Annotated in this window: 28 protein-coding genes and 1 pseudogene; 15 read left to right on the top strand and 14 right to left on the bottom strand. The window is 73.7% G+C overall.

What is annotated here, in order from left to right:
• Positions 1 to 319 precede the first annotated feature (319 nt).
• The 3 genes from ACZ8ZB_RS03070 to ACZ8ZB_RS03060 all read left to right on the top strand — a co-directional run bounded on the left by ACZ8ZB_RS03070 (position 320) and on the right by ACZ8ZB_RS03060 (position 3,690).
• On the top strand, positions 320 to 1,132 hold the full coding sequence (locus ACZ8ZB_RS03070; protein WP_470736174.1) for an SAM-dependent methyltransferase: 813 nt from the start codon (positions 320 to 322) through the stop codon (positions 1,130 to 1,132).
• Positions 1,129 to 3,270: a putative bifunctional diguanylate cyclase/phosphodiesterase gene (locus ACZ8ZB_RS03065; RefSeq protein ID WP_470736173.1), complete on the top strand. Its 2,142-nt coding sequence runs from the start codon at positions 1,129 to 1,131 to the stop codon at positions 3,268 to 3,270. Before ACZ8ZB_RS03070 ends, ACZ8ZB_RS03065 begins: the two co-directional genes overlap by 4 nt.
• Positions 3,271 to 3,369: 99 nt before the next feature.
• Positions 3,370 to 3,690 carry a nuclear transport factor 2 family protein gene (locus ACZ8ZB_RS03060; RefSeq protein WP_470741408.1) on the top strand — a complete coding sequence of 107 codons (321 nt, stop codon included), beginning with the start codon at positions 3,370 to 3,372 and terminating at the stop codon, positions 3,688 to 3,690.
• A gap of 108 nt (positions 3,691 to 3,798) precedes the next feature.
• Here the strand turns inward: ACZ8ZB_RS03060 and ACZ8ZB_RS03055 are convergent, their stop codons facing one another.
• A complete protein-coding gene (locus ACZ8ZB_RS03055) occupies positions 3,799 to 4,683 on the bottom strand; it encodes a LysR family transcriptional regulator (RefSeq protein ID WP_470736172.1) in 885 nt (294 codons plus the stop codon).
• A 120-nt stretch (positions 4,684 to 4,803) separates the two neighbouring features.
• Here ACZ8ZB_RS03055 and ACZ8ZB_RS03050 point away from each other — a divergent pair, with 120 nt between their 5' ends.
• The 6 genes from ACZ8ZB_RS03050 to ACZ8ZB_RS03025 all read left to right on the top strand — a co-directional run bounded on the left by ACZ8ZB_RS03050 (position 4,804) and on the right by ACZ8ZB_RS03025 (position 10,168).
• Positions 4,804 to 5,475 carry a succinate dehydrogenase gene (locus ACZ8ZB_RS03050; RefSeq protein ID WP_470741407.1) on the top strand — a complete coding sequence of 224 codons (672 nt, stop codon included), beginning with the start codon at positions 4,804 to 4,806 and terminating at the stop codon, positions 5,473 to 5,475.
• 2 nt (positions 5,476 to 5,477) lie between these two features.
• On the top strand, positions 5,478 to 7,427 hold the full coding sequence (locus ACZ8ZB_RS03045; RefSeq protein WP_470736171.1) for a fumarate reductase/succinate dehydrogenase flavoprotein subunit: 1,950 nt from the start codon (positions 5,478 to 5,480) through the stop codon (positions 7,425 to 7,427).
• Positions 7,424 to 8,173: a succinate dehydrogenase/fumarate reductase iron-sulfur subunit gene (locus ACZ8ZB_RS03040; RefSeq protein ID WP_470736170.1), complete on the top strand. Its 750-nt coding sequence runs from the start codon at positions 7,424 to 7,426 to the stop codon at positions 8,171 to 8,173. The genes ACZ8ZB_RS03045 and ACZ8ZB_RS03040 overlap by 4 nt, the downstream gene beginning before the upstream one ends.
• Positions 8,174 to 8,573: 400 nt before the next feature.
• Positions 8,574 to 8,852, top strand: coding sequence for a GNAT family N-acetyltransferase (locus ACZ8ZB_RS03035; protein ID WP_470736169.1), 279 nt, complete (start codon positions 8,574 to 8,576; stop codon positions 8,850 to 8,852).
• A complete protein-coding gene (locus tag ACZ8ZB_RS03030) occupies positions 8,824 to 9,126 on the top strand; it encodes a hypothetical protein (protein ID WP_470736168.1) in 303 nt (100 codons plus the stop codon). The genes ACZ8ZB_RS03035 and ACZ8ZB_RS03030 overlap by 29 nt, the downstream gene beginning before the upstream one ends.
• A gap of 103 nt (positions 9,127 to 9,229) precedes the next feature.
• Positions 9,230 to 10,168, top strand: a complete 939-nt coding sequence (locus ACZ8ZB_RS03025) for a DUF2382 domain-containing protein (RefSeq protein WP_470736167.1) — start codon at positions 9,230 to 9,232, stop codon at positions 10,166 to 10,168.
• Positions 10,169 to 10,198: 30 nt separating this feature from the next.
• Here the strand turns inward: ACZ8ZB_RS03025 and ACZ8ZB_RS03020 are convergent, their stop codons facing one another.
• Positions 10,199 to 11,221 (bottom strand): LLM class flavin-dependent oxidoreductase, encoded by a 1,023-nt coding sequence (locus ACZ8ZB_RS03020; protein ID WP_470736166.1) that lies wholly within the window; start codon positions 11,219 to 11,221, stop codon positions 10,199 to 10,201.
• Between the two features lie 61 nt (positions 11,222 to 11,282).
• Here ACZ8ZB_RS03020 and ACZ8ZB_RS03015 point away from each other — a divergent pair, with 61 nt between their 5' ends.
• Positions 11,283 to 11,774, top strand: a complete 492-nt coding sequence (locus ACZ8ZB_RS03015; RefSeq protein ID WP_470736165.1) for a phosphatase domain-containing protein — start codon at positions 11,283 to 11,285, stop codon at positions 11,772 to 11,774.
• 12 nt (positions 11,775 to 11,786) lie between these two features.
• On the opposite strand, the gene ACZ8ZB_RS03010 is transcribed toward ACZ8ZB_RS03015, so the two are convergent.
• On the bottom strand, positions 11,787 to 12,002 hold the full coding sequence (locus ACZ8ZB_RS03010; protein WP_470736164.1) for a dodecin: 216 nt from the start codon (positions 12,000 to 12,002) through the stop codon (positions 11,787 to 11,789).
• 186 nt (positions 12,003 to 12,188) lie between these two features.
• On the opposite strand from ACZ8ZB_RS03010, the gene ACZ8ZB_RS03005 reads away from it, so the two are divergent.
• Positions 12,189 to 13,439 carry an extracellular solute-binding protein gene (locus tag ACZ8ZB_RS03005; RefSeq protein WP_470736163.1) on the top strand — a complete coding sequence of 417 codons (1,251 nt, stop codon included), beginning with the start codon at positions 12,189 to 12,191 and terminating at the stop codon, positions 13,437 to 13,439.
• 32 nt (positions 13,440 to 13,471) lie between these two features.
• Here ACZ8ZB_RS03005 and egtD read toward each other — a convergent pair whose 3' ends face one another.
• The 4 genes from egtD to egtA are packed head-to-tail and all read right to left on the bottom strand — an operon-like array spanning position 13,472 to position 17,869.
• On the bottom strand, positions 13,472 to 14,434 hold the full coding sequence (egtD, locus tag ACZ8ZB_RS03000) for an L-histidine N(alpha)-methyltransferase (RefSeq protein ID WP_470736162.1): 963 nt from the start codon (positions 14,432 to 14,434) through the stop codon (positions 13,472 to 13,474).
• Positions 14,431 to 15,234: an ergothioneine biosynthesis protein EgtC gene (gene egtC, locus ACZ8ZB_RS02995; protein ID WP_470736161.1), complete on the bottom strand. Its 804-nt coding sequence runs from the start codon at positions 15,232 to 15,234 to the stop codon at positions 14,431 to 14,433. The genes egtD and egtC overlap by 4 nt, the downstream gene beginning before the upstream one ends.
• A complete protein-coding gene (gene egtB / locus ACZ8ZB_RS02990) occupies positions 15,234 to 16,550 on the bottom strand; it encodes an ergothioneine biosynthesis protein EgtB (protein WP_470736160.1) in 1,317 nt (438 codons plus the stop codon). The genes egtC and egtB overlap by 1 nt, the downstream gene beginning before the upstream one ends.
• Positions 16,547 to 17,869: an ergothioneine biosynthesis glutamate--cysteine ligase EgtA gene (gene egtA / locus ACZ8ZB_RS02985; protein ID WP_470736159.1), complete on the bottom strand. Its 1,323-nt coding sequence runs from the start codon at positions 17,867 to 17,869 to the stop codon at positions 16,547 to 16,549. The genes egtB and egtA overlap by 4 nt, the downstream gene beginning before the upstream one ends.
• A gap of 300 nt (positions 17,870 to 18,169) precedes the next feature.
• On the opposite strand from egtA, the gene ACZ8ZB_RS02980 reads away from it, so the two are divergent.
• A complete protein-coding gene (locus tag ACZ8ZB_RS02980) occupies positions 18,170 to 19,045 on the top strand; it encodes a TIGR02452 family protein (protein WP_470736158.1) in 876 nt (291 codons plus the stop codon).
• Here ACZ8ZB_RS02980 and ACZ8ZB_RS02975 read toward each other — a convergent pair.
• Positions 18,999 to 19,445: a type II toxin-antitoxin system PemK/MazF family toxin gene (locus ACZ8ZB_RS02975; protein WP_470736157.1), complete on the bottom strand. Its 447-nt coding sequence runs from the start codon at positions 19,443 to 19,445 to the stop codon at positions 18,999 to 19,001. The genes ACZ8ZB_RS02980 and ACZ8ZB_RS02975 overlap by 47 nt on opposite strands.
• A gap of 160 nt (positions 19,446 to 19,605) precedes the next feature.
• Here ACZ8ZB_RS02975 and ACZ8ZB_RS02970 point away from each other — a divergent pair.
• A pseudogene (locus ACZ8ZB_RS02970) lies at positions 19,606 to 19,812 on the top strand (CoA transferase); the annotation flags it as partial.
• 42 nt (positions 19,813 to 19,854) lie between these two features.
• Here the strand turns inward: ACZ8ZB_RS02970 and ACZ8ZB_RS02965 are convergent.
• Complete coding sequence (locus ACZ8ZB_RS02965; protein WP_470736156.1) at positions 19,855 to 20,502, bottom strand: phosphoribosyltransferase; 648 nt, start codon at positions 20,500 to 20,502, stop codon at positions 19,855 to 19,857.
• Positions 20,503 to 20,631: 129 nt separating this feature from the next.
• Here ACZ8ZB_RS02965 and ACZ8ZB_RS02960 point away from each other — a divergent pair, with 129 nt between their 5' ends.
• Entirely contained in the window at positions 20,632 to 21,087 is a 456-nt protein-coding gene (locus ACZ8ZB_RS02960; RefSeq protein ID WP_470736155.1) for an archease, read from the top strand.
• A 143-nt stretch (positions 21,088 to 21,230) separates the two neighbouring features.
• On the opposite strand, the gene ACZ8ZB_RS02955 is transcribed toward ACZ8ZB_RS02960, so the two are convergent.
• The 4 genes from ACZ8ZB_RS02955 to ACZ8ZB_RS02940 form a co-directional block, all read right to left on the bottom strand.
• The gene (locus ACZ8ZB_RS02955) at positions 21,231 to 21,656 is read right to left on the bottom strand and encodes a CBS domain-containing protein (protein ID WP_470736154.1); all 426 of its coding nucleotides are present in this window, start codon (positions 21,654 to 21,656) and stop codon (positions 21,231 to 21,233) included.
• A 116-nt stretch (positions 21,657 to 21,772) separates the two neighbouring features.
• Complete coding sequence (locus ACZ8ZB_RS02950; RefSeq protein WP_470736153.1) at positions 21,773 to 22,201, bottom strand: VOC family protein; 429 nt, start codon at positions 22,199 to 22,201, stop codon at positions 21,773 to 21,775.
• Positions 22,202 to 22,349: 148 nt separating this feature from the next.
• On the bottom strand, positions 22,350 to 23,153 hold the full coding sequence (locus ACZ8ZB_RS02945) for a nucleotidyltransferase domain-containing protein (protein WP_470736152.1): 804 nt from the start codon (positions 23,151 to 23,153) through the stop codon (positions 22,350 to 22,352).
• A gap of 38 nt (positions 23,154 to 23,191) precedes the next feature.
• On the bottom strand, positions 23,192 to 23,728 hold the full coding sequence (locus ACZ8ZB_RS02940) for a cysteine hydrolase family protein (RefSeq protein ID WP_470736151.1): 537 nt from the start codon (positions 23,726 to 23,728) through the stop codon (positions 23,192 to 23,194).
• A 126-nt stretch (positions 23,729 to 23,854) separates the two neighbouring features.
• Between ACZ8ZB_RS02940 and ACZ8ZB_RS02935 the strand changes: the two genes are divergently transcribed.
• A complete protein-coding gene (locus ACZ8ZB_RS02935; protein WP_470736150.1) occupies positions 23,855 to 24,277 on the top strand; it encodes a pyridoxamine 5'-phosphate oxidase family protein in 423 nt (140 codons plus the stop codon).
• A 308-nt stretch (positions 24,278 to 24,585) separates the two neighbouring features.
• Here the strand turns inward: ACZ8ZB_RS02935 and ACZ8ZB_RS02930 are convergent, their stop codons facing one another.
• Positions 24,586 to 25,200 (bottom strand): TetR/AcrR family transcriptional regulator, encoded by a 615-nt coding sequence (locus ACZ8ZB_RS02930; RefSeq protein WP_470736149.1) that lies wholly within the window; start codon positions 25,198 to 25,200, stop codon positions 24,586 to 24,588.
• Positions 25,201 to 25,269: the final 69 nt, after the last annotated feature.

Raw genomic sequence — 25,269 nt, 5'->3', positions numbered from 1 at the left:
TTCCGGGGTGTCGTCCACTCCGGACGCCGCCGACCCCGTGTCCGCCCCTCCGCACGTCGCGGAGGGGCGGACCGTTTTGCCGTGATTCACCGGCACCCGTGGAATTATCGGCACCCTTCTCCGCGTACTTCTCGGCGTGTCGGAACTCTCCGGAATGCCGTGGACACATGTCGTCACGCTTTCCCGGGGGATGTCGAATAGGCACGTGCCCCTGGCAGTGACCGGGAACGGACGGTCAATTTCCGTTTGGGCTCGCCCCTTTGGCGGGCGATCAGTAGCCTCTGCTCGAACACCGGATCGCCTACGCCTGGAGAGATACATGGAGCGTCCCGCCTGGGCCCCGCGGAGCATCGACATATCGGTGCCCAGCGTCTCCCGGATGTACGACTACTACCTGGGCGGTTCGCACAACTTCGAGGTCGACCGGGAAGCGGCCCGCAGGGCCATGGAGTTCATGCCGGGCCTGCCCAAGATCATGCAGGCGAACCGTGCCTTCATGCGGCGGGCGGTGCGTTTCGCGGCCGGTGAGGGCATCACCCAGTTCCTGGACATCGGTTCCGGCATCCCGACGTTCGGCAACGTCCACGAGGTGGCGCAGGCCGCCGCAGCGGACGCACGGGTGGTGTACGTCGACCACGACCCGGTGGCCGTGGCGCACAGCCAGGCCATTCTGGAGGGCAACGAGGGCGCGGGCGTCGTCGCCGCGGACCTCCGCAAGCCGCGGGAGATCCTCGACAGCCCCGAAGTGCTGCGGATGATCGACCTGAATCGGCCGGTGGCGCTGCTCCTCGTTGCCATACTGCACTTCGTGGAAGACGCGGACGACCCGTACGCGGCGGTGGCCGAACTGCGCCGGGCCCTCGCGCCCGGCAGCATGCTCGTGCTCACCCACGCCTCGTACGAGGGAATCCCGCTGCCGGCGGAGCGGGCCGAGGGGGCGGTGGACGTGTATCAGGACATTCGCAACCCGCTGATCATGCGCACGCGCGACGAGATCGCGCGGTTCTTCGAGGGGTACGACATGGTGGAACCCGGACTGGTGCCGATGCCGCAGTGGCGGCCGGACACCGCACCGGAGGACGAGGATCCCTACGCGTTCTCCGGTTTCGCGGGCGTGGGGCGTACGGCGTGAGCGCGGAGCCGGACGGGCCGGAGGACAGACTGCGCCGGTTCGCGACGATCTGGAGCCGGGCGGTCTTCCCGGTGACCTCGACGTCGGCGACCCGCCCGGAGTTCGAGGAGCGGCTGCTGCCGCTGGCCCGGCTGCTGAGCGAGGCGCTGCGGGCCCGGTCGTTCGACCCGGACGCGGGCCGGACGGCCGGCGCCGCGCTGGTGGAGGCCCACTGCACCGACCCGGAGGCGCTCAGCCGGACCCTGGACTGCGTGGACGCCTATCTCGTCCTGTACTGCGGCGGGGACGGCGACCGGGAGGACCTGCGGGCACGCTCCGGCAGGCTCCAGCACGCCATGGCCGCCGGGTTCGCGCAGGCGCTGCGCGAGCGGACGCTGGCCGAGCAGGAGGCCGTCGCGCAGGCCGCGCTGGAGGCCCAGGGCGTGGTGGCGCAGGCGCTGCACGCCACCGAGGCCCGGTTCCGGGCGGTGTTCGAGGGCGCGGCCATAGGGATCGGCATCGCCGACCTGGAGGGCAACGTCCTCCAGGTCAACGGCGCGCTGCGGCGCATGTTCGGCCTGTCCGAGCAGGGCCTGCGCGTCCGCAACGTCAAGGAGTGGGTCCACCCCGACGACGCCCCGCAGACCTGGCGGCTCTACGAGGAGCTGGTGAGCGGCGAGCGCGAGCACTACCACCTCGAGAAGGCGTTCTACCGCCCTGACGGAACGGTCCTGTGGACCAATCTGACGGTGTCCCTGCTGCGCGACGCCGACGGCGACCCGCAGTACCAGCTCGCCCTCATGGAGGACACCACCGAGCGGCGGCTGCTCAACCTCCGGCTGCGCTACGAGGCCACCCACGACGCGCTCACCGGGCTGCCCAACCGGACGTTCTTCTTCGAGCGGCTGGAGAAGGCGCTGGGCGCCGGCGAGGGCCAGCGGTTCGGACTGTGCTACCTCGACCTGGACGGCTTCAAGACCGTCAACGACAGCCTCGGGCACGCGGCCGGCGACCGGCTGCTCGTCGAGGTCGCCGACCGGCTGCAGGCCTGCGCCACCGCGTCCGGCGAGATGGTGGCCCGGCTCGGCGGCGACGAGTTCGTGGCGCTGACCACCGGCCCCGACACCGAGCGCACCGTCGACGAGCTGGCCGCGCGCATCATGAACGCGCTGCTCGCACCGATCAGCGTGGACGGCCGGGAGCTGACCGTGCGCGGCAGCATCGGCATCGTCGAGGGACCCGCCGGGGAACGCAGCGCGGCGGAGGTGCTGCGCAGCGCCGACATCACCATGTACCGGGCCAAGTCGGCGGGCGGCAACCGGTTCGAGCTCGCCGACCCGGAGGCCGACGCCCGCGCCATCACCCGGCACGGGCTCACCACGGCGCTGCCGACGGCCCTGGACCGGGGGGAGTTCTTCATCGAGTACCAGCCGCTGGTGCACCTCGGCGACGGCAGCGTCCGGGGCGCGGAGGCGCTGGTGCGCTGGCTGCACCCGCAGCACGGGGTGCTGTCCCCGGACCGGTTCATCCCGCTCGCCGAGCACACGGGACTGATCGTCCCGCTGGGCCGCTGGGTGCTGGAGCAGTCGGTGCGGCAGGCCCGTGAGTGGCGGGACCGGCACGGCGGCGAGGCGCTCGGGCCGCTGCGCATCAACGTGAACCTGTCGCCCTGCCAGCTCGCGCATCCCGGGCTGGTCCAGGACACGGTGGAGATCCTGGAGCGCACGGGTGTGGAGCCGGACGCCCTGTGCCTGGAGGTGACGGAGTCGGCGCTGATCGGCGCGGACGACGATCTGCTGAAGCCGCTGCGGCGGCTGGCGGAGATGGGCGTCGACATCGCGCTGGACGACTTCGGCACCGGCTACTCCAACCTGGCCAACCTGCGCCGGCTCCCGGTGAGCGTCCTGAAGCTGGACCGCTCCTTCACCCAGAGCATGCAGCGGTTCCCGGCCGACCCCGTCGATTTGAAGATCGTCGAGGGGATCGTCTCCCTGGCCCACAGCCTCGACCTGGCGGTGACGGTGGAGGGCGTGGAGACGGGAGCCCAGGCCGAGCAGCTCCGCATCCTCGGCTGCGACACGGCCCAGGGCTGGTACTACGCCCGCCCGGGCCCGCCCGACCGCCTGCACGAGCTGGCCCTCGTCGACGCGACGGGCTAGCCGCCCGAGGGGCGGCTCTCACGGACGGAGAGGGACCAGGTGGGGACGGACCGGGACAGGGACGCGGTGAGGGCGGCGATCGAGGGGGAGCTGCGGCTCATGGAACCGGCCGTGCGCTCCTCGCGTGCCGAGGTGGTGCGCCTGCTGGACCCGGAGTTCACCGAGGTGGGCGCCTCGGGCCGGCGCTACACGTACGAGGAGATGCTCGCCGAGCTGCACGACCACCCGGGCGGCTCGGCGGGCGGCCCGGTGTACGAACCGTCGGAGATCACCGGCGTCCTCCTCGCACCCGGCCTGGTGCACCTCACGTACGAGACCCGCTGCGGCGGCCACCGAGCCCGCCGCAGCTCCCTGTGGCGCAAGCACGACGACCGGACGGGCTGGCGCATGTACTACCACCAGGGCACCCCGGTCCCCTGAAGGGACGCGCGGCCGTACCGGCACGCGGCTCCGCCGCGTGGGCGCGAAGGGGGGGCCCGGGGACGGGAAGGGGCGGCGGGGGCGAGGAAACCCCCGCGCCCACCCGCCTCAGCGTTCCAGCAGCATCCGCTGCAGCTCCCGCGCGGCCCGAGGCGGAGCCACGTCACTGCGGTGGGCCAGCGCGATGGTCCGGTACAGCCCCGGCCGCGCCAGCGGAGTCACCCGCAGCCCGTGCCCCGACCGCGCGGCCACCATCCGCGGCACCACCGCCACCCCCAGCCCCGCCCGTACGAAGCCCAGCACCGCGTCCATCTCGCCCCCCTCCACCGCGAATCCGGGCTCGAAGCCCTCCGCCCGGCACGCCGCCACGGTCAGCTCGCGCAGGTCGTAGCCGTGCCGGAACATCACCAGGCGTTCGCCCTCCAGGTCGGCGACGCGCACGGTGCGCCGGCCCCGTCCCGGCCGCGGGGCGTCCGGGGAGGAGACGACCACCAGGTCCTCGCGCAGCAGTTCCACCGTGGTGAGCGCGGGGGAGGGCGTCGGCAGCGGCAGGACCACCAGGGCGAGGTCGAGGGCGCCGCGGGCCAGCTCCCGCACCAGGTCGTGCGAGCCGCCCTCCTCGATCAGCAGCCGGACGCCCGGGTAGCGGTCGTGGAAGGCGCGCAGCACGTCCGGCAGCAGTCCGGTGCACAGGCTCGGCGTCGCGCCCAGCCGCACCCGCCCGCTGCGCAGCTGCGCCACCTCCTGCACCTCGTGCCGGGCGGTGTCCGTGTCGGCGAGGATCCGCCGGGCCAGCGGCAGCAGCGCCTCGCCCGCGTCGGTCAGCGTGATGTTGCCGCGCGCCCGCCGGAACAGATCCGCCCCCAGCTCCCGCTCCAGCGCCTTGATCTGCTGGGACAGCGACGGCTGCGCGACGTGGACCAGCTCCGCGGCCCGGGTGAAGTGCCGGGTCTCGGCGACGGCCACGAAGTACTGGAGCTGCTGGAACTGCATGCACCCAGCATAGGGTTTCCCTATCGAAACGAGCCGGACCATGTCTTGGACCGATGGGGCCTTCCGGCCCTAGCGTCTGATGGCATGGCTCTGGCAACGCGGACGGACCGACGGCCGTCCCTGGCACGCACCGTGTGGGACTCGACCGTCGGCAAGAAGACAGTGATGGCGGTCAGCGGCCTCATCATGCTGCTCTACCTGGTCGCCCACATGATCGGGAACCTGAAGATCTTCTTCGGGGCGGGCGAGTTCAACCACTACGCCCACTGGCTGCGCACGGTCGGCGAGCCGTTCATGCACGAGGAGTGGACGCTGTGGATCGTCCGGTTCGTCCTCGTCGTCGCCGTGGTCGCCCACGCCGTCTCCGCCTACCAGCTCAGCCGCCGCGACATCAGGGCGCGCCCCACCGCGTACGTGCACAAGAAGGCACGGACGAGCTACGCCACGCGCACCATGCGCTGGGGCGGCGTCATCCTCGCCCTGTTCATCGTCTGGCACCTGCTCGACCTGACCACCGGCACCGTGCACTCCGGCGGCTTCGAGACCGGCAAGCCCTACCAGAACGTCGTGGACACCTTCTCCACCTGGTACGGCAACGTCATCTACATCGTCGCGATGCTCGCCGTCGGCCTGCACGTCCGGCACGGCTTCTGGAGCGCGGCCCAGACCCTCGGCGCCGGCAGCCGCACCCGCGACCGCGCCCTCAGGACCATCGCCAATGCCCTCGCGCTGCTGCTCACGGCCGGCTTCCTCGCCGTCCCCGTGGGCGTCATGACCGGAGTGGTGAGCTGACCATGACTTCCTACACCGAGTACACGACCGGCGAGCCGGTCGCCGACACCAAGGCCCCCGCGGGACCGGTCCACGAACGCTGGGACAAGCGCCGTTTCGAGGCCAAGCTGGTCAACCCCGCCAACCGGCGCGGCAAGACCGTCATCGTCGTCGGCACCGGCCTCGCGGGCGGTTCGGCCGGTGCCACGCTCGCCGAACAGGGCTACCGCGTGATCCAGTTCTGCTACCAGGACTCCCCGCGCCGCGCCCACTCCATCGCCGCGCAGGGCGGCATCAACGCGGCGAAGAACTACCGCAACGACGGCGACTCGGTCCACCGCCTGTTCTACGACACCGTCAAGGGCGGCGACTTCCGCTCCCGCGAGTCCAACGTCCACCGCCTCGCGCAGATCTCCGTCGAGATCATCGACCAGTGCGTCGCCCAGGGCGTGCCCTTCGCCCGCGAGTACGGCGGGCTGCTCGACACCCGTTCCTTCGGCGGCGTCCAGGTCTCCCGCACCTTCTACGCCCGCGGCCAGACGGGCCAGCAGCTCCTCCTCGGCGCCTACCAGGCGCTCAGCCGGCAGATCGCGGCCGGCAACGTCGAGATGCACCCGCGCACCGAGATGCTCGACCTGATCGTCGTCGGCGGACGGGCCCGCGGCATCGTCGCCCGGGACCTGATCACCGGGAGGATCGACACGTACTTCGCGGACGCCGTCGTCCTCGCCAGCGGCGGCTACGGCAACGTCTTCTACCTGTCGACGAACGCCATGAACTCCAACGCCACCGCGATCTGGCGGGCGCACCGGCGCGGCGCGTACTTCGCCAACCCCTGCTTCACCCAGATCCACCCCACCTGCATCCCGCGCACCGGCGACCACCAGTCCAAGCTGACGCTGATGAGCGAGTCGCTGCGCAACGACGGCCGGATCTGGGTGCCGAAGGCCAAGGGCGACACCCGCCCGGCCGACCGGATCCCCGAGGACGAGCGCGACTACTACCTGGAGCGCATCTACCCCTCCTTCGGCAACCTGGTGCCCCGCGACATCGCCTCCCGCGCCGCCAAGAACGTCTGCGACGAGGGCCGGGGCGTCGGTCCCGGCGGGCAGGGGGTCTACCTCGACTTCGCGGACGCGATCAGGCGGATGGGCCGCGAGGCGGTCGAGGCGAAGTACGGCAACCTCTTCGACATGTACCAGCGGATCACCGACGAGGACCCGTACCGGGTGCCGATGCGGATCTACCCCGCCGTGCACTACACGATGGGCGGCCTGTGGGTCGACTACGACCTGCAGACGACGATCCCGGGCCTGTTCGCGATCGGCGAGGCCAACTTCTCCGACCACGGGGCGAACCGCCTCGGCGCCTCCGCGCTGATGCAGGGCCTGGCCGACGGCTACTTCGTCCTCCCGGCCACCGTCAACGACTACCTGGCCCGCAACCCGCACCAGGACGAGGTCACCGACGAGCACCCGGTGGTGCAGGAGGTGCTGGTCGAGACCGAGGACCGGCTCAACCTGCTGCTGGCCGTGGACGGCGACCGCACCCCGGACTCCTTCCACCGCGAACTGGGCGAGCTGATGTGGGAGTTCTGCGGCATGGCCCGCACCGACTCCGGGCTGCGCAAGGCCCTGGAGCGGATCCCGCAGATCCGCGAGGAGTTCTGGCGGCGCATCAAGGTCCCGGGCACCGGTGAGGAGTTCAACCAGTCGCTGGAGAAGGCCAACCGCGTCGTCGACTACCTGGAACTCGCCGAGCTGATGTGCCTCGACGCGCTGCACCGGTCCGAGTCCTGCGGCGGCCACTTCCGCGAGGAGTCCCAGACCCCCGACGGCGAGGCCGCGCGCCGGGACGACGCGTTCTCCTACGCCGCCGCCTGGGAGTTCACCGACACCGGCCAGGCTCCCGTTTTGCACAAGGAAGACCTGGTCTTCGAGTACGTCCACCCCACCCAGCGGAGCTACGCATGAAGCTCACCCTGCGCGTCTGGCGGCAGAAGAACGCCGACGCCGACGGCGCCATGTCCACGTACGAGGTGGACGGCGTCTCACCCGACATGTCCTTCCTGGAGATGCTCGACACCCTCAACGAGGAGCTCATCCTCAAGGGCGAGGACCCGGTCGCCTTCGACCACGACTGCCGCGAGGGCATCTGCGGCGCCTGCTCGCTCGTCATCAACGGCGACGCCCACGGGCCCGAGCGCACCACCACCTGTCAGCTGCACATGCGGTCCTTCGAGGACGGCGACACCATCGACGTCGAGCCGTGGCGGGCCTCCGCCTTCCCGGTCGTGAAGGACCTGGTGGTCGACCGGTCCGCCTTCGACCGGATCATCCAGGCCGGCGGCTACATCACGGCGCCGACGGGCTCCGCGCCGGAGGCCCATGCGACGGCGGTGCCGAAGCCGGACGCGGACTTCGCCTTCGAGCACGCGGAGTGCATCGGCTGCGGCGCGTGCGTGGCGGCGTGTCCCAACGGGGCGGCGATGCTGTTCACTTCCGCGAAGGTCAATCACCTCAACGTGCTGCCGCAGGGAGCGCCCGAGCGGGAGACCCGGGTGCTGGACATGGTGGCGCAGATGGACGAGGAGGGGTTCGGGGGGTGCACCCTCGCGGGGGAGTGCGCGACGGCATGCCCCAAGGGCATCCCGCTCACCTCCATCACGGGGATGAACAAGGAGTGGCTGCGGGCGGCGCGGAAGGCCTCCAAGCGGTAGCGCCGTCGCACGGACGGTCGTCGACGGACTGCGGGCGGTCAGCGGCCGGCCGCGCCCGCCCGGCCGCACGACGCCACGCCCCGCGCCCCCTTCGGGGCGCTTCACCGGACGTTCGCCGAAAGGTGCGGACGGACGGGGCCGGGGGAGGTGCTCCTCCCGGCCCCGTCTCGCTTCTCGCTCCTGGCATTCAGCATCTCCACATCCGTGCTCCCGGCCCCGGTCAGGTACACGCCGACCCGGATCGGAAGGACAGGAGCGTCCCCACTCCCGCTCCGGTGCGTGACCAGGAGGGGGCCATGACCGGCGTACTGGCCGTCGACCGCCCTCCGGCGGCCCGCCGCCCGCTGCACCGTCCTCCTCGCCCGCGACGAGCCCGCGACGAGCCCGCGACGAGGAGGACATGTGTGCCGCTCGGCGGCTGCGGTACGAGGTCTTCGCGGGGGAGACGGGCGCTCCGCCGGCCATCCCGCAGCCGGGGCCGGACGTCGGCCCCTTCGTCGCGTACTGCGACCACCTGCTCGTGCGGGAGGAGGCCGGCGGCCAGGTCGTCGGCACCTGCCGCCGACCACGTCTCCCGGCGGGACGTGCCGCTGCCCGCCGCGGTCCGTCCGGCCAGGGTGCCGGCCAGGACGGGGATACGGCGCCGGCCCGTGGCGGGAGCGCCGGCGGCGCGCGGTGACGTGCCGCTCGTCGACCGTGACCGGCTGCGCGCCCTGCCGGGCACGGTCGCCGCGCTCGCCGGGGCGTGCGCGGAACCCCGGCCACCGCACCGGCCTTCGTGGGCGACGGCGCACTCCTCGCCTCGCCGTGGCGCACGGCCCCGGCCCCGTGGAGTGGTCGCCGAGGCCGAGGTGCGGGCTCGCCTCCCGCCGGGGAGCCACCTCGACCGCCGCTCCCCGGCGTGCGCGGCGCAGCCGGAGACGGTGGCGGGGCACCAGGGACACCACGAGTGAGGGCTGCGGAAAATTAAGTACTTTTTATCGCTTTCGTACCGTTTCCGGTGGGTGATCCGGGAGAACCAGTGAGAGGCGACCTTCGGAAGGAGGGTGATGGAAGATGATCACCCGCGAAGAGATCTCGACCCTGCTGGATCATCCCGTCTACGACGGGGACGGGAACAAGGTGGGCGACGCGAAGCACGTATTCCTCGACGACGCCAGCGGACGCCCGGAGTGGGTGACCGTCAAGACGGGCATGTTCGGCTCCAACGAGTCGTTCGTCCCCATGCGTGACGCCGCCCTGGTGGAGGACCACCTCGAGGTCCCCTACCCCAAGGAGAAGATCAAGGGCGCGCCCAACGTCGACATCGACGCGGGAGGCCACCTGTCGGTGGAAGAGGAAAGCCGCCTGTACGACTACTACGGCATCGACTGGGACTCCGTGCTGGCCGAACCCGGCGAACGCGACCGGTCCTCCGGCACGGGCACGGCCGGTACGGCCGGTACGGCGGGAGCCGCCGGAGCCGCCGGTGCGGCGGGCACGGCCGGCCGTCGGGGTGAGGCCTCCCGGACGGCGCCGGACACCACCGGGACCGCGGGTACCGCGGGTCACCGCGGTGAGGCCCGGTCCCGGGGACACGGCGACGACGCCATGACCCGCTCCGAGGAGCACATGCGCGTCGGCGTCGAACGGCACGAGACCGGACGGGCCAGGCTGCGCAAGTACGTGGTCACGGAGGAGGTCCAGCAGACCGTGCCGGTGCGCCACGAGGAGGTCCGCGTGGAGCGCGAGCCGATCACGGACGCCAACCGCGACGAGGCCATGTCGGGTCCGGCCTTCAAGGAGGACGAGCACGACGTCACGCTGTACGAGGAGCGCCCGGTCGTGGAGACCGAGGCGGTGCCGGTCGAGCGGGTCCGGATGACCACGGAGGAGAAGACCGCCGACGAGACCGTCCGCGGCCAGGTCCGCAAGGAACGCATCGAGGCCGAGACGGAGCTGGACGAGGAGTCCGGCCGCCGTGGCCGTGACGTCCCCGGGCGGGGCCGCGAGTAGGACCGCCCCCCAGCGCGCGCCGGTGTCGCCTCACCGGCGCGTCGCCGCGTCGCCGTCCAGCCCGGCGACCGCGGCGAGCCGCCGGTAGGAGTCCAGCAGCGCCTCCCGGTCGTGGGTGCTGGTGGTGACGAGCACCTCCTGCGCGCCGGTCTCCTCCAGCAGCGCCTCCAGCCGCTGCGCCACCTCCTCCTCGGTGCCGGCCAGTTGACCGCTGAGCCCCGACTCGTAGAAGTCGCGCTCCTTGGCGCCCATGGAGAGCGCCTCGACGCGCTCGGCGGGCGGCAGCGGAGGAAAGCTGCCGTAGGTCCGGGAGTACGCCATCGACCAGGCCTCCGGGATCAGCAGCCGCCGGGCCTCCTCGGAGGTGCCGGCCACCGCGACCGTGCCGGAGACGACCACGTACGGCTCGCTCGCCCACTCCGAGGGGCGGAACCGCTCGCGGTAGCGGTCGATGCCGCGCCGCATCCTGTCCCGGTCGCGGAGGTCGCCGATGACCATCGGCAGGCCCGCGCGGGCCGCGATCGTGGCGCCCTCGCCCATGGCGAGCACGAACGGCGGCACGGTCAGCCCTTCGGCGGGCCGGGCGCGCACTCCGGTGGGAGAGGCGCCCCGGAACCAGCCGAGCAGCTCGTCGAGCTGGGCCGCGAAGTCCTCCGCGTCGTCCTTGCCGCGCCCCAGCGCCCTGCGGACCCCGTCGGTGAAGCCGACCGACCGGCCCAGGCCCATGTCGACGCGCCCCGGGAACAGCGACTCCAGCACCCCGAACTGCTCGGCCACCACCAGCGGCCGGTGGTTGGGCAGCATGACCCCGCCGGTGCCGACGCGGATGGTGCGGGTCGCCCCGGCGACGGCGGCGGCCAGTACGGTCGGCGCCGAACCCGCGACCCCCGGCACCCCGTGGTGCTCGGCGACCCAGAAGCGGTGGTACCCGAGCCGCTCCGCCTCCCGCGCCAGGCCGACGGTGTCCCGCAGCGCCTCGGGGCCGGTGTGCCCCTCACGGATGCGGGAACGGTCGAGCACGGAGAAGCGGGCCGAGGAGATCACGGAACTCATACCCGGTTCAACACCCGGCGGCGCTCAGGATTCCGCACGCACCGCGTCTACGCTGGGCGGTGTGACCGACCGCGACGAGCGGCCGCTGGCCGTGTTCGACCTCGACAACACCCTCGCCGACACGGCGCACCGGCAGCGCTTCCTGGAGCGCAGGCCGCGCGACTGGGACGCCTTCTTCGCCGCCGCGCCGCAGGATCCGCCGCTCGCCGAGGGCGTCGCACTGGCCCGCGAGAGCGCGCGGGAGTGCGAGATCGTCTACCTCACCGGGCGGCCCGAGCGCTGCCGGCGCGACACGCTGGACTGGCTCGAAGCCCAGGAGCTGCCCGAGGGGGACCTGTACATGCGCGGCGACGCCGACCGGCGGCCGGCCCGCCACACCAAGCTGGCGGTCCTGCGCCGCCTCGCCCGCACCCGGGACGTCCGCGTGCTCGTGGACGACGACGAACTGGTCTGCCGGGACGCCCGGCGGGCCGGCTTCACCGTCGTCCAGGCCCGCTGGACGGCCCCGTCCGGGGAGCTGGAGGACGCGCAGGAGCGCGAGGGACGGACCTGACCCCGCGCCGGATCAGCCCGACTCCTCCAGCCGGAAGCCGACCTTCAGTCCCACCTGCCAGTGCGCGACCCGCCCCTCCTCGATCTGGCCGCGCACCTGGGTCACCTCGAACCAGTCCAGATTGCGCAGGGTCTGCGAAGCACGTTCGATGCCGTTGCGTACGGCCTGGTCGACGCCGTCGGGCGAGGTGCCGACGATCTCCGTGACCCGGTAGGTGTGATTCGACATGCGGCTGCTCCTCTCACGTCATTCCACCGTGCCCCACACCGCGGCGGAGCGCGAGGCGTCGGCCCTGTTCGCCCGGCGGCCTTGACCTGTGCATTGGTCCATACCAAGATGCTGGGCACCCGCCCGAGCACCGCTCGCCCCCCACGCCGGGCCCCGCCCTGTCCGTCAGACAGAAACAGGACCCCCGTGAAACGCCGTCTGCTCGCCCTCGTCTGTGTGTCCGCCTCCCTGCTCAGCGGCTGTGGGCTGATGCCCGGCGACGCCGAACGGAGCACGGTCACCGTGTGGTTGATGCGGCACAGCGCCTCGCAGGAGTACCTGGACCGCTTCACCGAGGAGTTCGAGCGCGAACACCCCGCACTCGCCCTCGACATCCGCGTCCAGGAATGGACCGGCATCGGCGGGAAGGTGCAGAAGGCGCTGGAGACGGACGAGGAGGACGGCCCCGACGTCATCGAGGTCGGCAACACCCAGGTCGCCACCTACGCGGAGGGCGACGGACTGCTCGATCTCACCCTGGAGTCCATGCGCGACTGGGGCCGCGACGACTGGCTGCCCGGCCTCGCCGAACCCGGCCGGTGGGGATCCCAGCAGTACGGCATCCCCTGGTACGCGGCCAACCGCGTCGTCATCTACCGCAAGGATCTCTTCCGGCGGGCCGGTGTCACCGCCCCGCCGAAGACCCGCGACGAGTGGCTCGCCCTCACCGAGAAGCTCGACACCGGCGGCAACCAGGGCGTCTACCTCGCCGGACAGGACTGGTACACGCTCGCCGGCTTCATCTGGGAGGAGGGCGGAGACCTCGCCGAGGAACGGGACGGGGTCTGGCGGGGCACGCTGGACGGCCCGGCGGCGCTGCGCGGCATGGACTTCTACCGCCGGCTCCAGGCGCTCGGCGACGGACCGGTCGACGCCGACGAGGAACACCCGCCGCAGGCGGACGTGTTCGCGCGGGGCGAGGTCGCGCAGATCGTGGCCGTACCGGGACTGGCGCGCGCCATCGTCCGGCAGAACCCGGGCCTGGCCGACGAGTTGGGCTACTTCCCCGTCCCCGGCAGGACCGCCGGCGAGCCCGGCGCCGTCTTCACCGGCGGATCCGACCTCGTGGTCCCGGCCAAGACGGACACCAGGGAGGGCGCGGTCGAGGTCGTCGCCGCGCTCACCGGCGCCCGGTGGAACACCGACCTGGCCCGCACGATGAACTACGTCCCCAACAAGACCGCACTCGCCGAGTCGGTGGCGGGGGAGGAGGGGGTCGCGGCCATGGCGGCCGGAGCCGCACGGGGCCGGGCGACCCCCGCCACTCCCCGGTGGGCCGAGGTCGAGGCGGACAACCCGATCAAGGAGTACATGACCGAGGTGCTCACCGGGGCCGACCCGGCCCCCGCGGCCGAGCGCGCCGCGCGCCGCATCACCGAGGTCCTGGCCTTCGACTGAGGCGACGCTCCCGTCGGCACGCGGCGCTCCCGTCAGCGTGCGACGCTCAGCGACAGCGCGAACCGCCCTTCCCCGTCCGTCCACCACCGGGCCGGTTCCAGCCCCGCGGCCGTCAGTTCCGCACGCACCCCGTCCCGGCGGAACTTCGCCGACACCTCGGTGCGCAGCTCCTCGCCCGCCGCGAAGTCCACGGCGAGCCCCAGGGAGGGGATCTTCACCGTCTGCGCGGTACGGGAGCGCAGCCGCATCTCGATCCACTCGTGCCCGGCGTCCCACAGCGCCACGTGGTCGAAGGCGTCCGGGTCGAAGTCGGCGCCCAGCTCCCGGTTGACGACGGCCAGGACGTTCCTGTTGAACGCGGCCGTCACCCCGGCCGCGTCGTCGTACGCCCGGACCAGCACCCGTTCGTCCTTCACCAGGTCCGTGCCCAGCAGCAGGGCGTCGCCCGGGGCGAGCAGGGCGCGGACGGAGGCGAGGAACGCGGCGCGCTCGGCCGGCAGCAGGTTGCCGATGGTGCCGCCGAGGAACGCCACCAGCCGCGGCCCCGGCGCGGCGGGCAGGGCCGGCAGGGCGGTGAAGTCGGCGATCAGCGCGTGCACCTCCAGTCCCGGCCGCTCGGCGGCCAGCGCCCGCCCCGCCTGGGTGAGGGCGCTCTCGCTCACGTCGACCGGGACATAGGTGTGCAGCCCGGTCAGGGCGTCGATCAGGTGCCGTGTCTTCTCCGAGGAGCCGGAGCCCAGTTCGACCAGGGTGCGGGCGCCGGACGCCGCGGCGATCTCACCGGCGCGGGTGCGCAGGATCTCGCGTTCGGCGCGGGTCGGGTAGTACTCGGGCAGCGCGGTGATCTCCTCGAACAGCTCGCTGCCCCGGGCGTCGTAGAACCACTTGGGCGGCAGCGTCCTGGGGCTGCCGGTCAGGCCCTCGCGGACGTCGGCGCGCAGGGCGGCGCCGGTGGCGTCCTCGGGCAGGGTGCGGGTGAGACGGAACGGACTCACGTGCGGGGCTCCCTCGAAGGTGCGGGTGCGTCGGCCGGCGTCGGGGCGTCGCCGGGCTCCTTGAGCGGGGTCAGCAGGACGTCGGTGCGGCTCGCGGCGAGCAGGGTGCGGTCGGGGACCTCGCGCCAGTGCGGATCGTCGTCGTAGGGCTCGGAGGCCACGACGGTGCCGCCACCGGTCCGGACGAGGTACCACAGCGTGTCGCCCCAGGCGGTCGCGGTGACGGTGTCGCCGTCGGTGAGCAGCAGGTTGAGCCGGGCCCCGGGGGCCGCCGCGGCGACCTCCAGGACCGTGTCGGCCAGCGCCTGCCCCTCCTCGTCACCGGCCCGCAGCCGGGCGAGCACCAGCGCCCACACGAACGCGGAGTCGTTGCGGGCCTCCAGCGACAGCACGTCCTCGGCGGACAGGGACGCCACCAGCGGCGCGAGCGAGCCCGGCCAGCCCGGCACCGCCCCGTTGTGGCTGAACAGCCAGGTCCCGGCGGCGAACGGCGCCGCCGCGGCCTCCGCGTCGGCCCCCGACAGGGTCGCGTCCCGTACGGCCGCGAGCAGCGCCCGGGTCCGCACGACACGGGCGAGGTCCGCGAACGACAGGTCGGCCCAGACCGGCCCGGCCCGCCGGTACCGGGCCGGCACCGGGTCGCCCCCCGCGTACCAGCCCACCCCGAAGCCGTCGGCGTTGACCGTGCCGTACCGCTGCCACCGGGGCGCCCACGACTGGCGGTACAGGCCGTGCGGCGGCCGCGCGAGCAGCTCGCCCAGCGGCTCCTCGGGCCCCACGTACGCCACGTGACGGCACATCAGGCCTCCTCCGAGCGCGCCGTGCGGAACCCGGAGAAGATCTGCCGCCGGACGGGCAGGTCCCAGTTGCGGAACGTGCCCCGGCAGGCCACCGGGTCCACGGCGAACGAGCCGCCGCGCAGCACCTTGTACTCCGGCCCGAAGAACACCTCCGAGTACTCCTTGTACGGGAACGCCCTGAACCCCGGGTACGGCAGGAAGTCGCTCGCCGTCCACTCCCACACGTCGCCGATCAGCTGCCGCACGCCCAGCGGCGACTCACCGGCCGGACAGCTCCCGGCGGGCGCCGGACGCAGGTGCCGCTGGCCGAGGTTGGCGTGCTCGGGGCCGGGGTCGGCGTCGCCCCACGGGTAGCGCATCGAGCGGTCGCCGGCCGGGTCGTACCGCGCCGCCTTCTCCCACTCGGCCTCGGTGGGCAGCCGGCGCCCGGCCCAGCGGGCGTAGGCGTCGGCCTCGTACCAGCACACGTGCAGCACCGGCTCGTCCGGCGGCACCACCTCGGTGACGCCGAACCGGCGCCGCAGCCACTGCCGGCCGTCCCGGCGCCAGAACAGCGGCGCGGTGAGGGAGTTGCGGCGGACGTGGGCCCAGCCCTCGGCGGTCCACCAGCGGGGCTCGTCGTAGCCGCCGTCCTCGATGAACGCCTGGTACGCGGCGTTCGTCACCGGAGTGGTGTCGATGCGGAAGGGCGGCACCTCGCGCCGGTGCGCGGGGCGTTCGTTGTCCAGTGCCCACGGCTCGTCCGAGGTGCCCATGGTGAACGGGCCGCCCGGGACCAGGACCTCGGACGGGCCCGTGAACAGGGGCACCGGCTCCGGGTCCGGGGCGGTCAGTGCCCGCGGCCCCCTCCGGAGCTGGTGGGTGATCAGCATGGTCTCGTCGTGCTGCTGCTCGTGCTGCGCGATCATCCCGAAGGCGAAGCCCGCCTCGGTCAGCCGGGTCCCGTGGAACGCGACGCCCTCCAGCACGTCCAGGGCCCGGCCGCGCACGTCGGCCGCGTACCGGCGGGCCTCCTCCGGCGGCAGCAGCGGCAGGCTCGGGCGTTCGGCGCGCGGGTGCTCGAAGGCGTCGTACAGGGTGTCGATCTCGGGCCGTATCGCCTCGTGGCCGGCGACGGCCCGCAGCAGCCACTGCTCCTCCTGGTTGCCGATGTGGGCGAGGTCCCACACCAGCGGCGACATCAGCGGCGAGTGCTGGGCGGTCAGCTCGGGACCGTCGACACAGCTGGTGAGCAGGGTGGTGCGGTTCCGCGCGGTGATCAACGAGACGACCGCGCGCTCGCGCAGGGCCTCGGCGTCGAGGGCGGGGTCGGTCATGAGGGGGTGTCCTTCCCGTGCGGGTGCGCGGGGCGGGGGCGTGTGCCGCCGGCCGTCGCGCGCAGCTCGTCGAGCAGGTCGTCGGCCGGGCAGCGGCCGCGGGCGACATAGCGGTCCCGGTACGTCCCGACCGCGTCGACCACCTCGGTGGTGGCGCCGAGCCGGGGCAGGGCGCGCAGCGCCGCCGCGAAACAGCCGGCGGCCACCTCGCGCAGCTCCGGGTCGGCGAATCCGACGCGGGCCGCGTCCCGCCAGAGCGGATTGTGCGGGGCCGGCATGCCGTGGGCCCGCTCGGCCAGCGGCTTCACCGCCCGGTAGGCGGTCTCGGCGGCCTCCGGGTCGTCGAACAGCGCCGCGACCACGGCCAGCGGCACGATCCAGCCGTCCTCACCGGGCTGCGCGTCGATCATGCGCAGCTCCAGGTGGCCGCGCGGCCGCACCGGCGGGAACAGGGTCGTGGTGTGGTAGTCGAGGTCGTCCCGGCTCGGCGGCCCGGGCGTGCCGGACCTGATCCACTCCCGGAAGGTGAGCCCCCGGGGCACGTCCCACGGCCCACCGTCACGCCGTACGCACATCACGGGCGCGTCCAGGACGTGCCGGGCCCAGGCGCCGCGCGGGTCGGCGTCCAGCACGGGGGCGCCCGCCCGGCCGGTGCCGATCTGCGCCCAGCGCAGCTGGCGGGTGGACAGCCAGCCGGTCGGCCGGTCCCCGGCGATCGGGGAGTTGGCGAACACGGCGACCAGGACCGCGCCCAGCTGGTGCGCCAGCCACCAGCGCCGTACCTGGCCGAGCGGACCGGGCTCCTCGTACCCGGCGTCCACGCACACCTGTACGGAGGCGGAGGCGCACATCATGGCCCGGCCGGCGGGCCCGGTGCGGTCGAGGCAGGCCTCCATGGCGTCGTAACGCGGTTCGCGCAGGAACCTGCGGGGGCGCTGCCAGGGGTCGTGGCCGAGGCCGGCGAGGACCAGACCGTCCTCGCGCAGCACCGCGCGGACGGCGTCCAGGTCGGCGGAGACGGTGCCGACGCACTCCGTCAGGGAGGCGGCGGGCGGCGAGCTCAGCTCCAGCTGGCCGCCGGGCTCGACGGTGAGCGCCGATTCCAGGGGCACGGTCCGCAGAGCGGCGTAGGCCGCTTCGAGTCGTTCGGGTGACACGGGGAGCCGCGGGTCCCGCAGCTCGTGGACGAGCCATTCCACCTCGACACCGAGGAGGCGCGGCGGTCCGGTCTTGAAGCAGATGCCCCGGACCAGGGCCTCCGCCTCGGCTTCCGTGACGATGGTGAGCGGCTCGGCACAGCCGCCCGTCGGATCGGACATGCAGGCATCCTCCTGAGATTCCGTCATGTCACCGGCCCGGAGCCTTCGCGGTCCCGGCCGGCACCAACCCGTCCACCCAAAACCCTCGCGTCGGCGGGCACAAGGGCGCCTGATGGGGGACCCGGTTCGGCCGCCCTTTCGTCCGGCCTGTTCCCGGGCGGTCCTCCGCCCGTCTCCCGGGCCTTCCGGGGAGGCGGAAACTCCGTTGCAGCGCGTCACCAGCATCGCTCAGGATGCCTGCATGAGCACGACGAACGAGGCCGCGCAGCGCGTGGTCACGGCGGCTACGGGGGTGGCGCCGTGAGCGCGCGCCTGCGCGGCATCGCCCGCGAGACCGAGCGGATCGTGGCGGCGGGCGCCTACCGCGCACCCGGTGGCCACGAGGTGTCCGTCGCGGCGGCGGTCGAGGCCGCGGCCCGCGGAACGCGGACGTACGGGCCGGAGCCGGTCCCGGTTCCGGCGTTCCGGCCGGCCGGGACCCGGTTCGAGGTCACCGGCGAGAGCAGCCTGGAGGCCGCCCGGCGGCTCGGGGACGGCACGGCCGTGCTGAACTTCGCCTCCGCCCGCAATCCCGGCGGGGGATACCTGAACGGGGCGCAGGCGCAGGAGGAGGCCCTGTGCCGCGCCTCCGCGCTGTACACCTGTCTGCTGCGGGCCGCCGGCTTCTACGACCACCACCGCGCCCACCGCGACCCGTTCTACACCGACCGGGTGATCCACTCACCCGCCGTGCCCGTCTTCCGCGACGACCGCGGACGCCTCCTGGACGAGCCGTTCACGGCCGGTTTCCTCACCTCTCCCGCGCCCAACGCGGGAGTGATCCTGCGGACGGCGCCGGAGCGGGCGGCCGAGGTGCCGCACGCCCTGGCGGTACGGGCCGAGCGCGTCCTGGAGACCGCCGCCGCCCACGGCTACCGACGGCTCGTCCTGGGCGCCTGGGGCTGCGGGGTGTTCCGCAACGACCCCGCCCACGTGGCGGCGGCGTTCCGGTCGCACCTGGAGCCGGGCGGGCGCTTCGCGGGCGCCTTCGCCCACGTGGTGTTCGGCATCCTGGACCGCACCCGCGACAGCGCGGTCCGCACCGCGTTCGAGCGGACCTTCGCGGACCTGCCGGCCGGGCCCGCGGCGATCAGCTCCAGCCGTACCGCTCCCGCAGCCGCTGACGCACGAGGTTGAACCGCATCCGGTCCAGCGCGCACGCCTCCCGGCGCATGCCCTCCTCGTGCAGCCGCAGCACCCGGTCCACGGCCACCCACGAATCGCGGCCCGACCGGTCCCACGGCCCGCTGCCGATCGGCACCCACTCCCGGTGACCGTCGCGCCCCTTGCTGGACAACTGCACGGCGAGGAACGTCCCGCCCGCCTCACGGGCGACGACCAGCACCGGACGGTCCTTGCCCCGGCCGTCGTTCTCCTCGTAGGGCACCCAGGTCCAGACGATCTCCCCGGGATCGGGGTCGCCGTCGTGCGCGGGCGAGTACTCGGTGCGCACCCGGCCCACCTCACGGGGCGCGGCCTCGACGGTGGCGGAAGGGCCGTGGCGGCCCGGGGCGTTCTCAGGGCTGAAGACGGTCACAGGCGTACCGTACGGCACCCCGGAAGGCGCCTCCCACGCGGCCGGTGAGCCCCGACCGACCGTACGCGGGGGCCCCGCGCTCGGCGGGACGTGATTCCCCCCTCCGCGGGCGGAAGGTACCCTCCCCCCCGGCGTGGATGCCGGGGCCTCCTCGCGGGGACACAGCCTCGCCGCCCGCGACCGCTGGCGCGAGGTGGCGGTGCCGGGCGGAACCGCTGAGGCGCTGCTGCCGCCCGCCGGCCTCGCGGGCCTGCCGGCCCGCATGGACCCGGTGCCGGCCGTGGGCGAGCACACGGAGGCGATCCTCGCGGAACTGGGCCGTTCCCCCGGGGAGATCGCGGCACTGCGCGCGGACGGGGTCGTCTGACCGCGGCCAGGGCCCGTCCGGCACGTATCCGCCGGACAGGCCCTACGCCTGCCGCTGGTGCAGCGCGTCCAGCACGTCCTCGTCCGTCAGCTGGCCGAACTCCTCGTACCACTGGCCCACGGCCATGAACGCGGCCGGCTCGTACGGGCAGACCACCTCGTCGGCCTCGGCGCGCATCAGCGTGACGCCCTCCCTCGCGCCGACCGGAACGGCCAGCACGAGGTGTCCGGGGTCCTGCGCCCGCAGGGCGCGCAGCGCGGCGCGGGCGGTGGAGCCGGTCGCCAGTCCGTCGTCGACGACGATCACGGTCCGTCCGCGCAGTTCGGGAGCGGGGCGGCCCCGGCGGTAGCGCTCCTCGCGGCGGCGCAGCTCGGCGCGCTCGCGCTCGACGACGGGCGCCAGGTCGGCCTCATCGAGGCCCAGCCGCGTCAGGGCGTCCTCGTCGAAGAGCGGCACCCCGTCGCCGGCCATCGCGCCGACGCCGAACTCCTCGTGGAAGGGGGCGCCGATCTTCCGTACGACGAGGACGTCGAGCGGGGCGTCCAGCGCCCGGGCGACCTCGACGGCCACGGCCGCGCCGCCGCGGGGCAGCGCCAGCACGACGGGGTCGGGCAGGGCTCCCTCGTCCTGCCTCTCCCGCAGCCGTGCGGCCAGTTCGCGGCCGGCCTGCCGACGATCACGGAACCGCATGGCGGATGCCCTCCCTCCGTACCGGAGACGGCACCTGAAGCACCTGATCCGCACCCGTGTACCCCGCTCTGCGGCACGCGAAGCGCCCGGCGCCCGCATGGGTGCGCGGTCGTCGGGCAGGCGGGTTCCATGGTCGGTGACACGAGCGACTACGGGCAGGCGCGGCGGCCGGAGGAGAGCGGGCACCGGGCGGTGGCGCGGGAGGACGAGTTCCGGATCGAGGTGTGGGCGGCGAGCCGGGAGAACTGTCTGGCGGAGGCGGTGGCGGCGATGGTGGAGTGCTTCGCCGACGTCTCCGGGGTGCGGCCGACGGGCGCGGGGCGCGTCCGGCTGGCCGGGGCCAGTGACGACGATCTGCTGGCGGCGCTGCTGGACGAGGTCCTGTACCGGCTGGAGGAGTACGGCCAGGTACCGGTCGACGTGGAGGCGGACGGGACCGAGGACGGTCTCGACGTACGCCTGGCGGTCGCCGCCCTGACGGACGTACGGGTCACCGGCCGGATGCCGACGGCCGTGGGCCGGGAGGAACTGCGGATCCGCCCGGGCCCGTACGGCTGGACGTGCGCGCTCACGGTCGACGGATGACGGCGGCTCCGCGGCAGCCCCTCCGGGGGACCCCGGGGGACGGGGCCCGGGGGCGGCGCCCCCGGGCACGGACGGACAGGGGCGGCGGGGGCGGGAGACCGGCCCGCAGGCAAGGAGTCCCCCGGCGCCGGAGGGACCCGCGCTCAGTGCGTGGGGGCCGCCGCGCTGATGTCCGCCAGGGCGGAGTGCGGGTCCTCCGCCGCGGCGAGGTCCCCGAGGCTCACCACTCCCACCGGACAGCCGCCGCGTTCCACCACCGGGAGCCGTCGCACGGCGTGCCGCCGCATCAGCTCCACGGCGTACTCGGTGGTGTCCTCGGGGCCGAGTGTCACCAGGGGAGGGCGCGTGCACAGGGAACCGACCGTCGTGGCCTCCGGGTCGCGCCCCTCCGCCACGCCCCTCAGCACGATGTCACGGTCGGTGAGCACACCGAACAGATCACAGTCGTACGCGACGAGGACGTCGCCGACGTCCTGCTCGCGCATCAGGCGCGCCGCCCGCGCCACCGTCGTCATGGGCTCGACGGACGCGGTGTCCGCGGACATCACGTCCCGTATCCGTGTGGTCATGGGCACCTCCCGGTACGTGTCCGGTCCGGACTCCCCGTGTCCGCCGCGTAGCCCGTTGCGGGGGGCGTAAACCGGCCGGGCGGGGGCGGGCGCGGAGCACGCCCGCCCCCGCCCGGCTACACGGCTCCGGGGACCTCCTCGGTGACGCCGTTCAGCGGTGAGGCCGGGTCGGCGCCGTACGGGCGGGTGATGACCTCGAGGCCGTGGCCCGCCGGGTCCCGGAAGTAGACGCCGCGACCGCCGTCGTTGCGGTTGATGCGGCGGGGGTGCCTGCCGTGCGGATCGGCCTGGACGGGGACCCCGGCGTCCACCAGCCGGGTGAGGATCGCGTCGAACTCGTCCTCGGAGACGAGGAACGCGTAGTGCTGCGCCGGGATGTCGATGTCGACGGTCGCGAAGTCCAGGGTGACTCCGTTGGCGGTCGTCACCGGCAGGAACGCTCCGGCCGGCTCCCCGACCCGCAGGCCCAGGATCCGGGCGAGGAAACGGGCGGACTTCTCCCGGTCACGGGTGAGGACGATGGTGTGGTTGAACTCGACTGACACGGTGTCAATGCCTCCACGGGCATCCGCGGCGCCTCCATGCCTCACCCGACCGGTGACCGGCACGCGATGCCGCGCCGGAGAGCCTAGAGGGCGGGGCCGACGGCTGTCGAGCCGGTTTCCGGGCGCACGGCCCGCCCGGAGGCGTCCGTCAGGACAGGGCGCCGTCCCCGCCCTCCGCCTCGACGGCCTCGTCCACACGCCGGGCCGCCCAGGCCAGGAACTCCCGCACCGCCGTTCCGGGCAGCGCCGACGCGGACTCACGGGGGCGTTCGAAGCTGCGCAGCGCGTCCGCGATCAGTGGCCGGAAGCCCGCCTCCGAGGCGGCGACGATCCCGGCCGCCCCGCGCTTGGCGAACCAGCGGCCGGTGCGGCAGTACACCACGGAACGGCAGCCGTTGAGCACCCGGTTGTCGGCCGCGTGCCCCTCGCCCTCGGCGTGTTCCCGCACGGAGGCGCGGAGCGCGCTGAGCACGGCGGCCCGCTCCGGTGCGGCGATCACGTCCCGTACCGGCCCGCCGAACAGCGGGAGGCCCGCCTGGTGGGCGACGGAACGGTCGAGGACGTACCAGAACGAGGGCGCCTCCCCGGGGTCGTGGCTGACCCGCTCGGGCAAGGACGGTCCGGTGTTGAGGTCCATGAGGTACCCGGCCCCGCCGGACGGGCGGCCGGCGAAATCGGCCGGGTACACGACCAGTTCCAGTCCGGCCGCGGGACAGGGCAGGGCGGGGTGGGCCAGCACCCCGGCCAGTTCGGGCAGGGCACGCCGGGGCAGCGAGCGGTCCACCACGACGGTCACGTCGACGTCGCTGCGTCCGTGCCGGTAGTCGCCGAGCGCGAGGGAGCCGACGGCGAGGACGCTCACCAGGTGGGGGCCGCAGACGGCGCGCGTGCGGTGGACCAGTTCGTCGAGGTAGGGGCGGACCTCGCGGGGCGGTACGGGAGTACGGCTCATGGGGCCAGTGTCGGCCCGCGGGCCCGCGTCGCGGTGCGTCAGTTCCAGAGTTCACCGCTGTCGCACACCCGTGCGCCCATGTTGCGTTCCATCATCCGCAGGGCGGCGTCCGCGAGGTCGGCGTGGATGTGGGCGACGGCGTCGCGGGGGACGGTCACGTCGAAGTGGCGGATGTGCGCGTCGAGCGACGAGTAGAGGACGCACTGCTCCGTGACCTGGCCGCACAGCACGAGCCGGTCGATGCCCTGCTGGTTGAGCAGATAGCCCAGGGGGGTCTCGAAGAAGACCGAGTGCCGTGCCTTGACGACGAAGAGCGAGGAGTCGTCCGGCACCAGTGGCTCCACGAGGCGCGCGTACGGTCCCGACAGGGCCTTGTCGAGCAGTTCCCCGTGGTGGGAGCGCCACTCGCCGAAGTTGTCGTTGACGTAGATCACCGGCACGTCCCGGCTCCGCGCCCGCTCCAGCAGGGCGGAGACGACCGGTACGACCGCCTCGGCGGAGGGGATCAGGTGCTCGGCGTCCGGATGGTCGTAGGTGTTGATCATGTCGATGACGATCAGCGCGCTCTTGCCCATGTTCCCCGGGTTCCACCGGCGGAGGCGAGTCAGACATGTCGACTCGCACACAGGTGACCGCGGCGTCCTCCAGGCCAGGACCGTCCGGCCCTGGCCCCGGCGGGATCCGCCGACGACGATGGAGGAATGATCCACAGCGATGGCTTCCGGTCGCTCGACCGCCAGGAGTGCCTGCGCCTGCTGGCCAAGGTGCCGGTCGGTCGCGTCGTCTACACCCGGCAGGCGCTGCCCGCTGTCCTGCCCGTCGACTTCTTCCTGGACACGGACTCCTCCGTGGTGCTGTGCACCGCCGCCGCCTCCGGTCCGGTCCGGGCGGCCGACGGCGTCGTGGTCGCCTTCGAGGCCGACGGCTTCGACGCCGGGAGCCGGTCCGGCTGGAGCGCGGTGGTCACGAGCCGGGCGGCCGTGGTGGCCGACCCGGCCGAGCACGGCCGCCTGCTGCGGAGCGGGCCCCGCTCGTGGATGCCGATGCGCGACGGGGTGTTCGTCCGGATCGAGGCCGAGATGGTCACGGGCCGGGAGCTCACGGGACTGCCCGGGTCCGGCTGAACCGGCGCCCGCTTCGGGGCGGCGTCCCGCCGCCCCGCTGAGGTCACCCGTCCGGCGGGCACGTCGTTTCCGGAGCCGCCCGGACGACGTCGGGCCGTGCCGCGGGCCCGGCGGGGACCGCCGGTGCGTCGGCCGCCGGATACCGGCCGTCGCCGTCGCGGCGGACCGGTGCCGCCGCGCCCGGCGGTGGCCGCCGTCCCGCGGGAACCACGCGAGCCGCCGTGGCGTCGGCGGCCGGCCGGCGCCGTGACGCCCGCGCGGGGGCGGAGTCGACGGGCGGTCCGTCCACCGGCGGGCCGGACGGTGCGCTACCGTTTCGGCGCCCCGGCCCGCAGACCGTCCATGACCAGGTCCAGCAGCCAGGTGGCGCGCGGCTGCCAGTCCTCGGCGGGGTCGAGCTGCCAGAGGCCGCCGATGGCGAGGACGAGGTCGTCCGCGGTCACGCCGGGACGAATGGATCCGGCCTCCTCGCAGCTGCGCAGCAGGAGCTCCGCCGCCTCGGTCACCGGGCTGTGCCCCGGCTTCGCCGGGCTCCCCGGTCCGCTGGTGGCCTGCCGGATGGCGTCGGCCAGTCCGGCCTTGGCCATGGCGAAGCGGGCGAGCCCGTCCATCCACTCGCGCAGCGCGCGGTCGGGCTCCCGCGTGCTCAGCAACTGCGCCGCGCTGTCCGCCACCTGCTGCATCTCGTACCGGTAGATCTCCATGACGAGCGCCTCACGGCTGGGGAAGTTCCGGTAGAGCGTGCCCTGCCCGACGCCCGCCTTCCTGGCGATCACGCTCAGCGGGGTGTCCGCCGCGCGCGTGAGTTCGACGAGGGCCACCTCCAGGATGCGCTCGCGGTTGCGCTGCGCGTCCGAGCGCAGGGGCGGCGCGGTGCTCCGCGGTGCCCGCGCGCACGGGGATGCGTCCTTCTCGTGCCCCACTCGTCCTCCTCCCGGGCCGTGACCGAAACCCGTCCTTGATAACCGGACAGCTGTCCACTACGTTTTCAG

The sequence above is a fragment of the Streptomyces sp. 12E genome (genome assembly GCF_055633275.1).
Note: the sequence above shows the minus strand (reverse complement) of the source record. Positions and strands in the feature narration are given on the sequence as shown.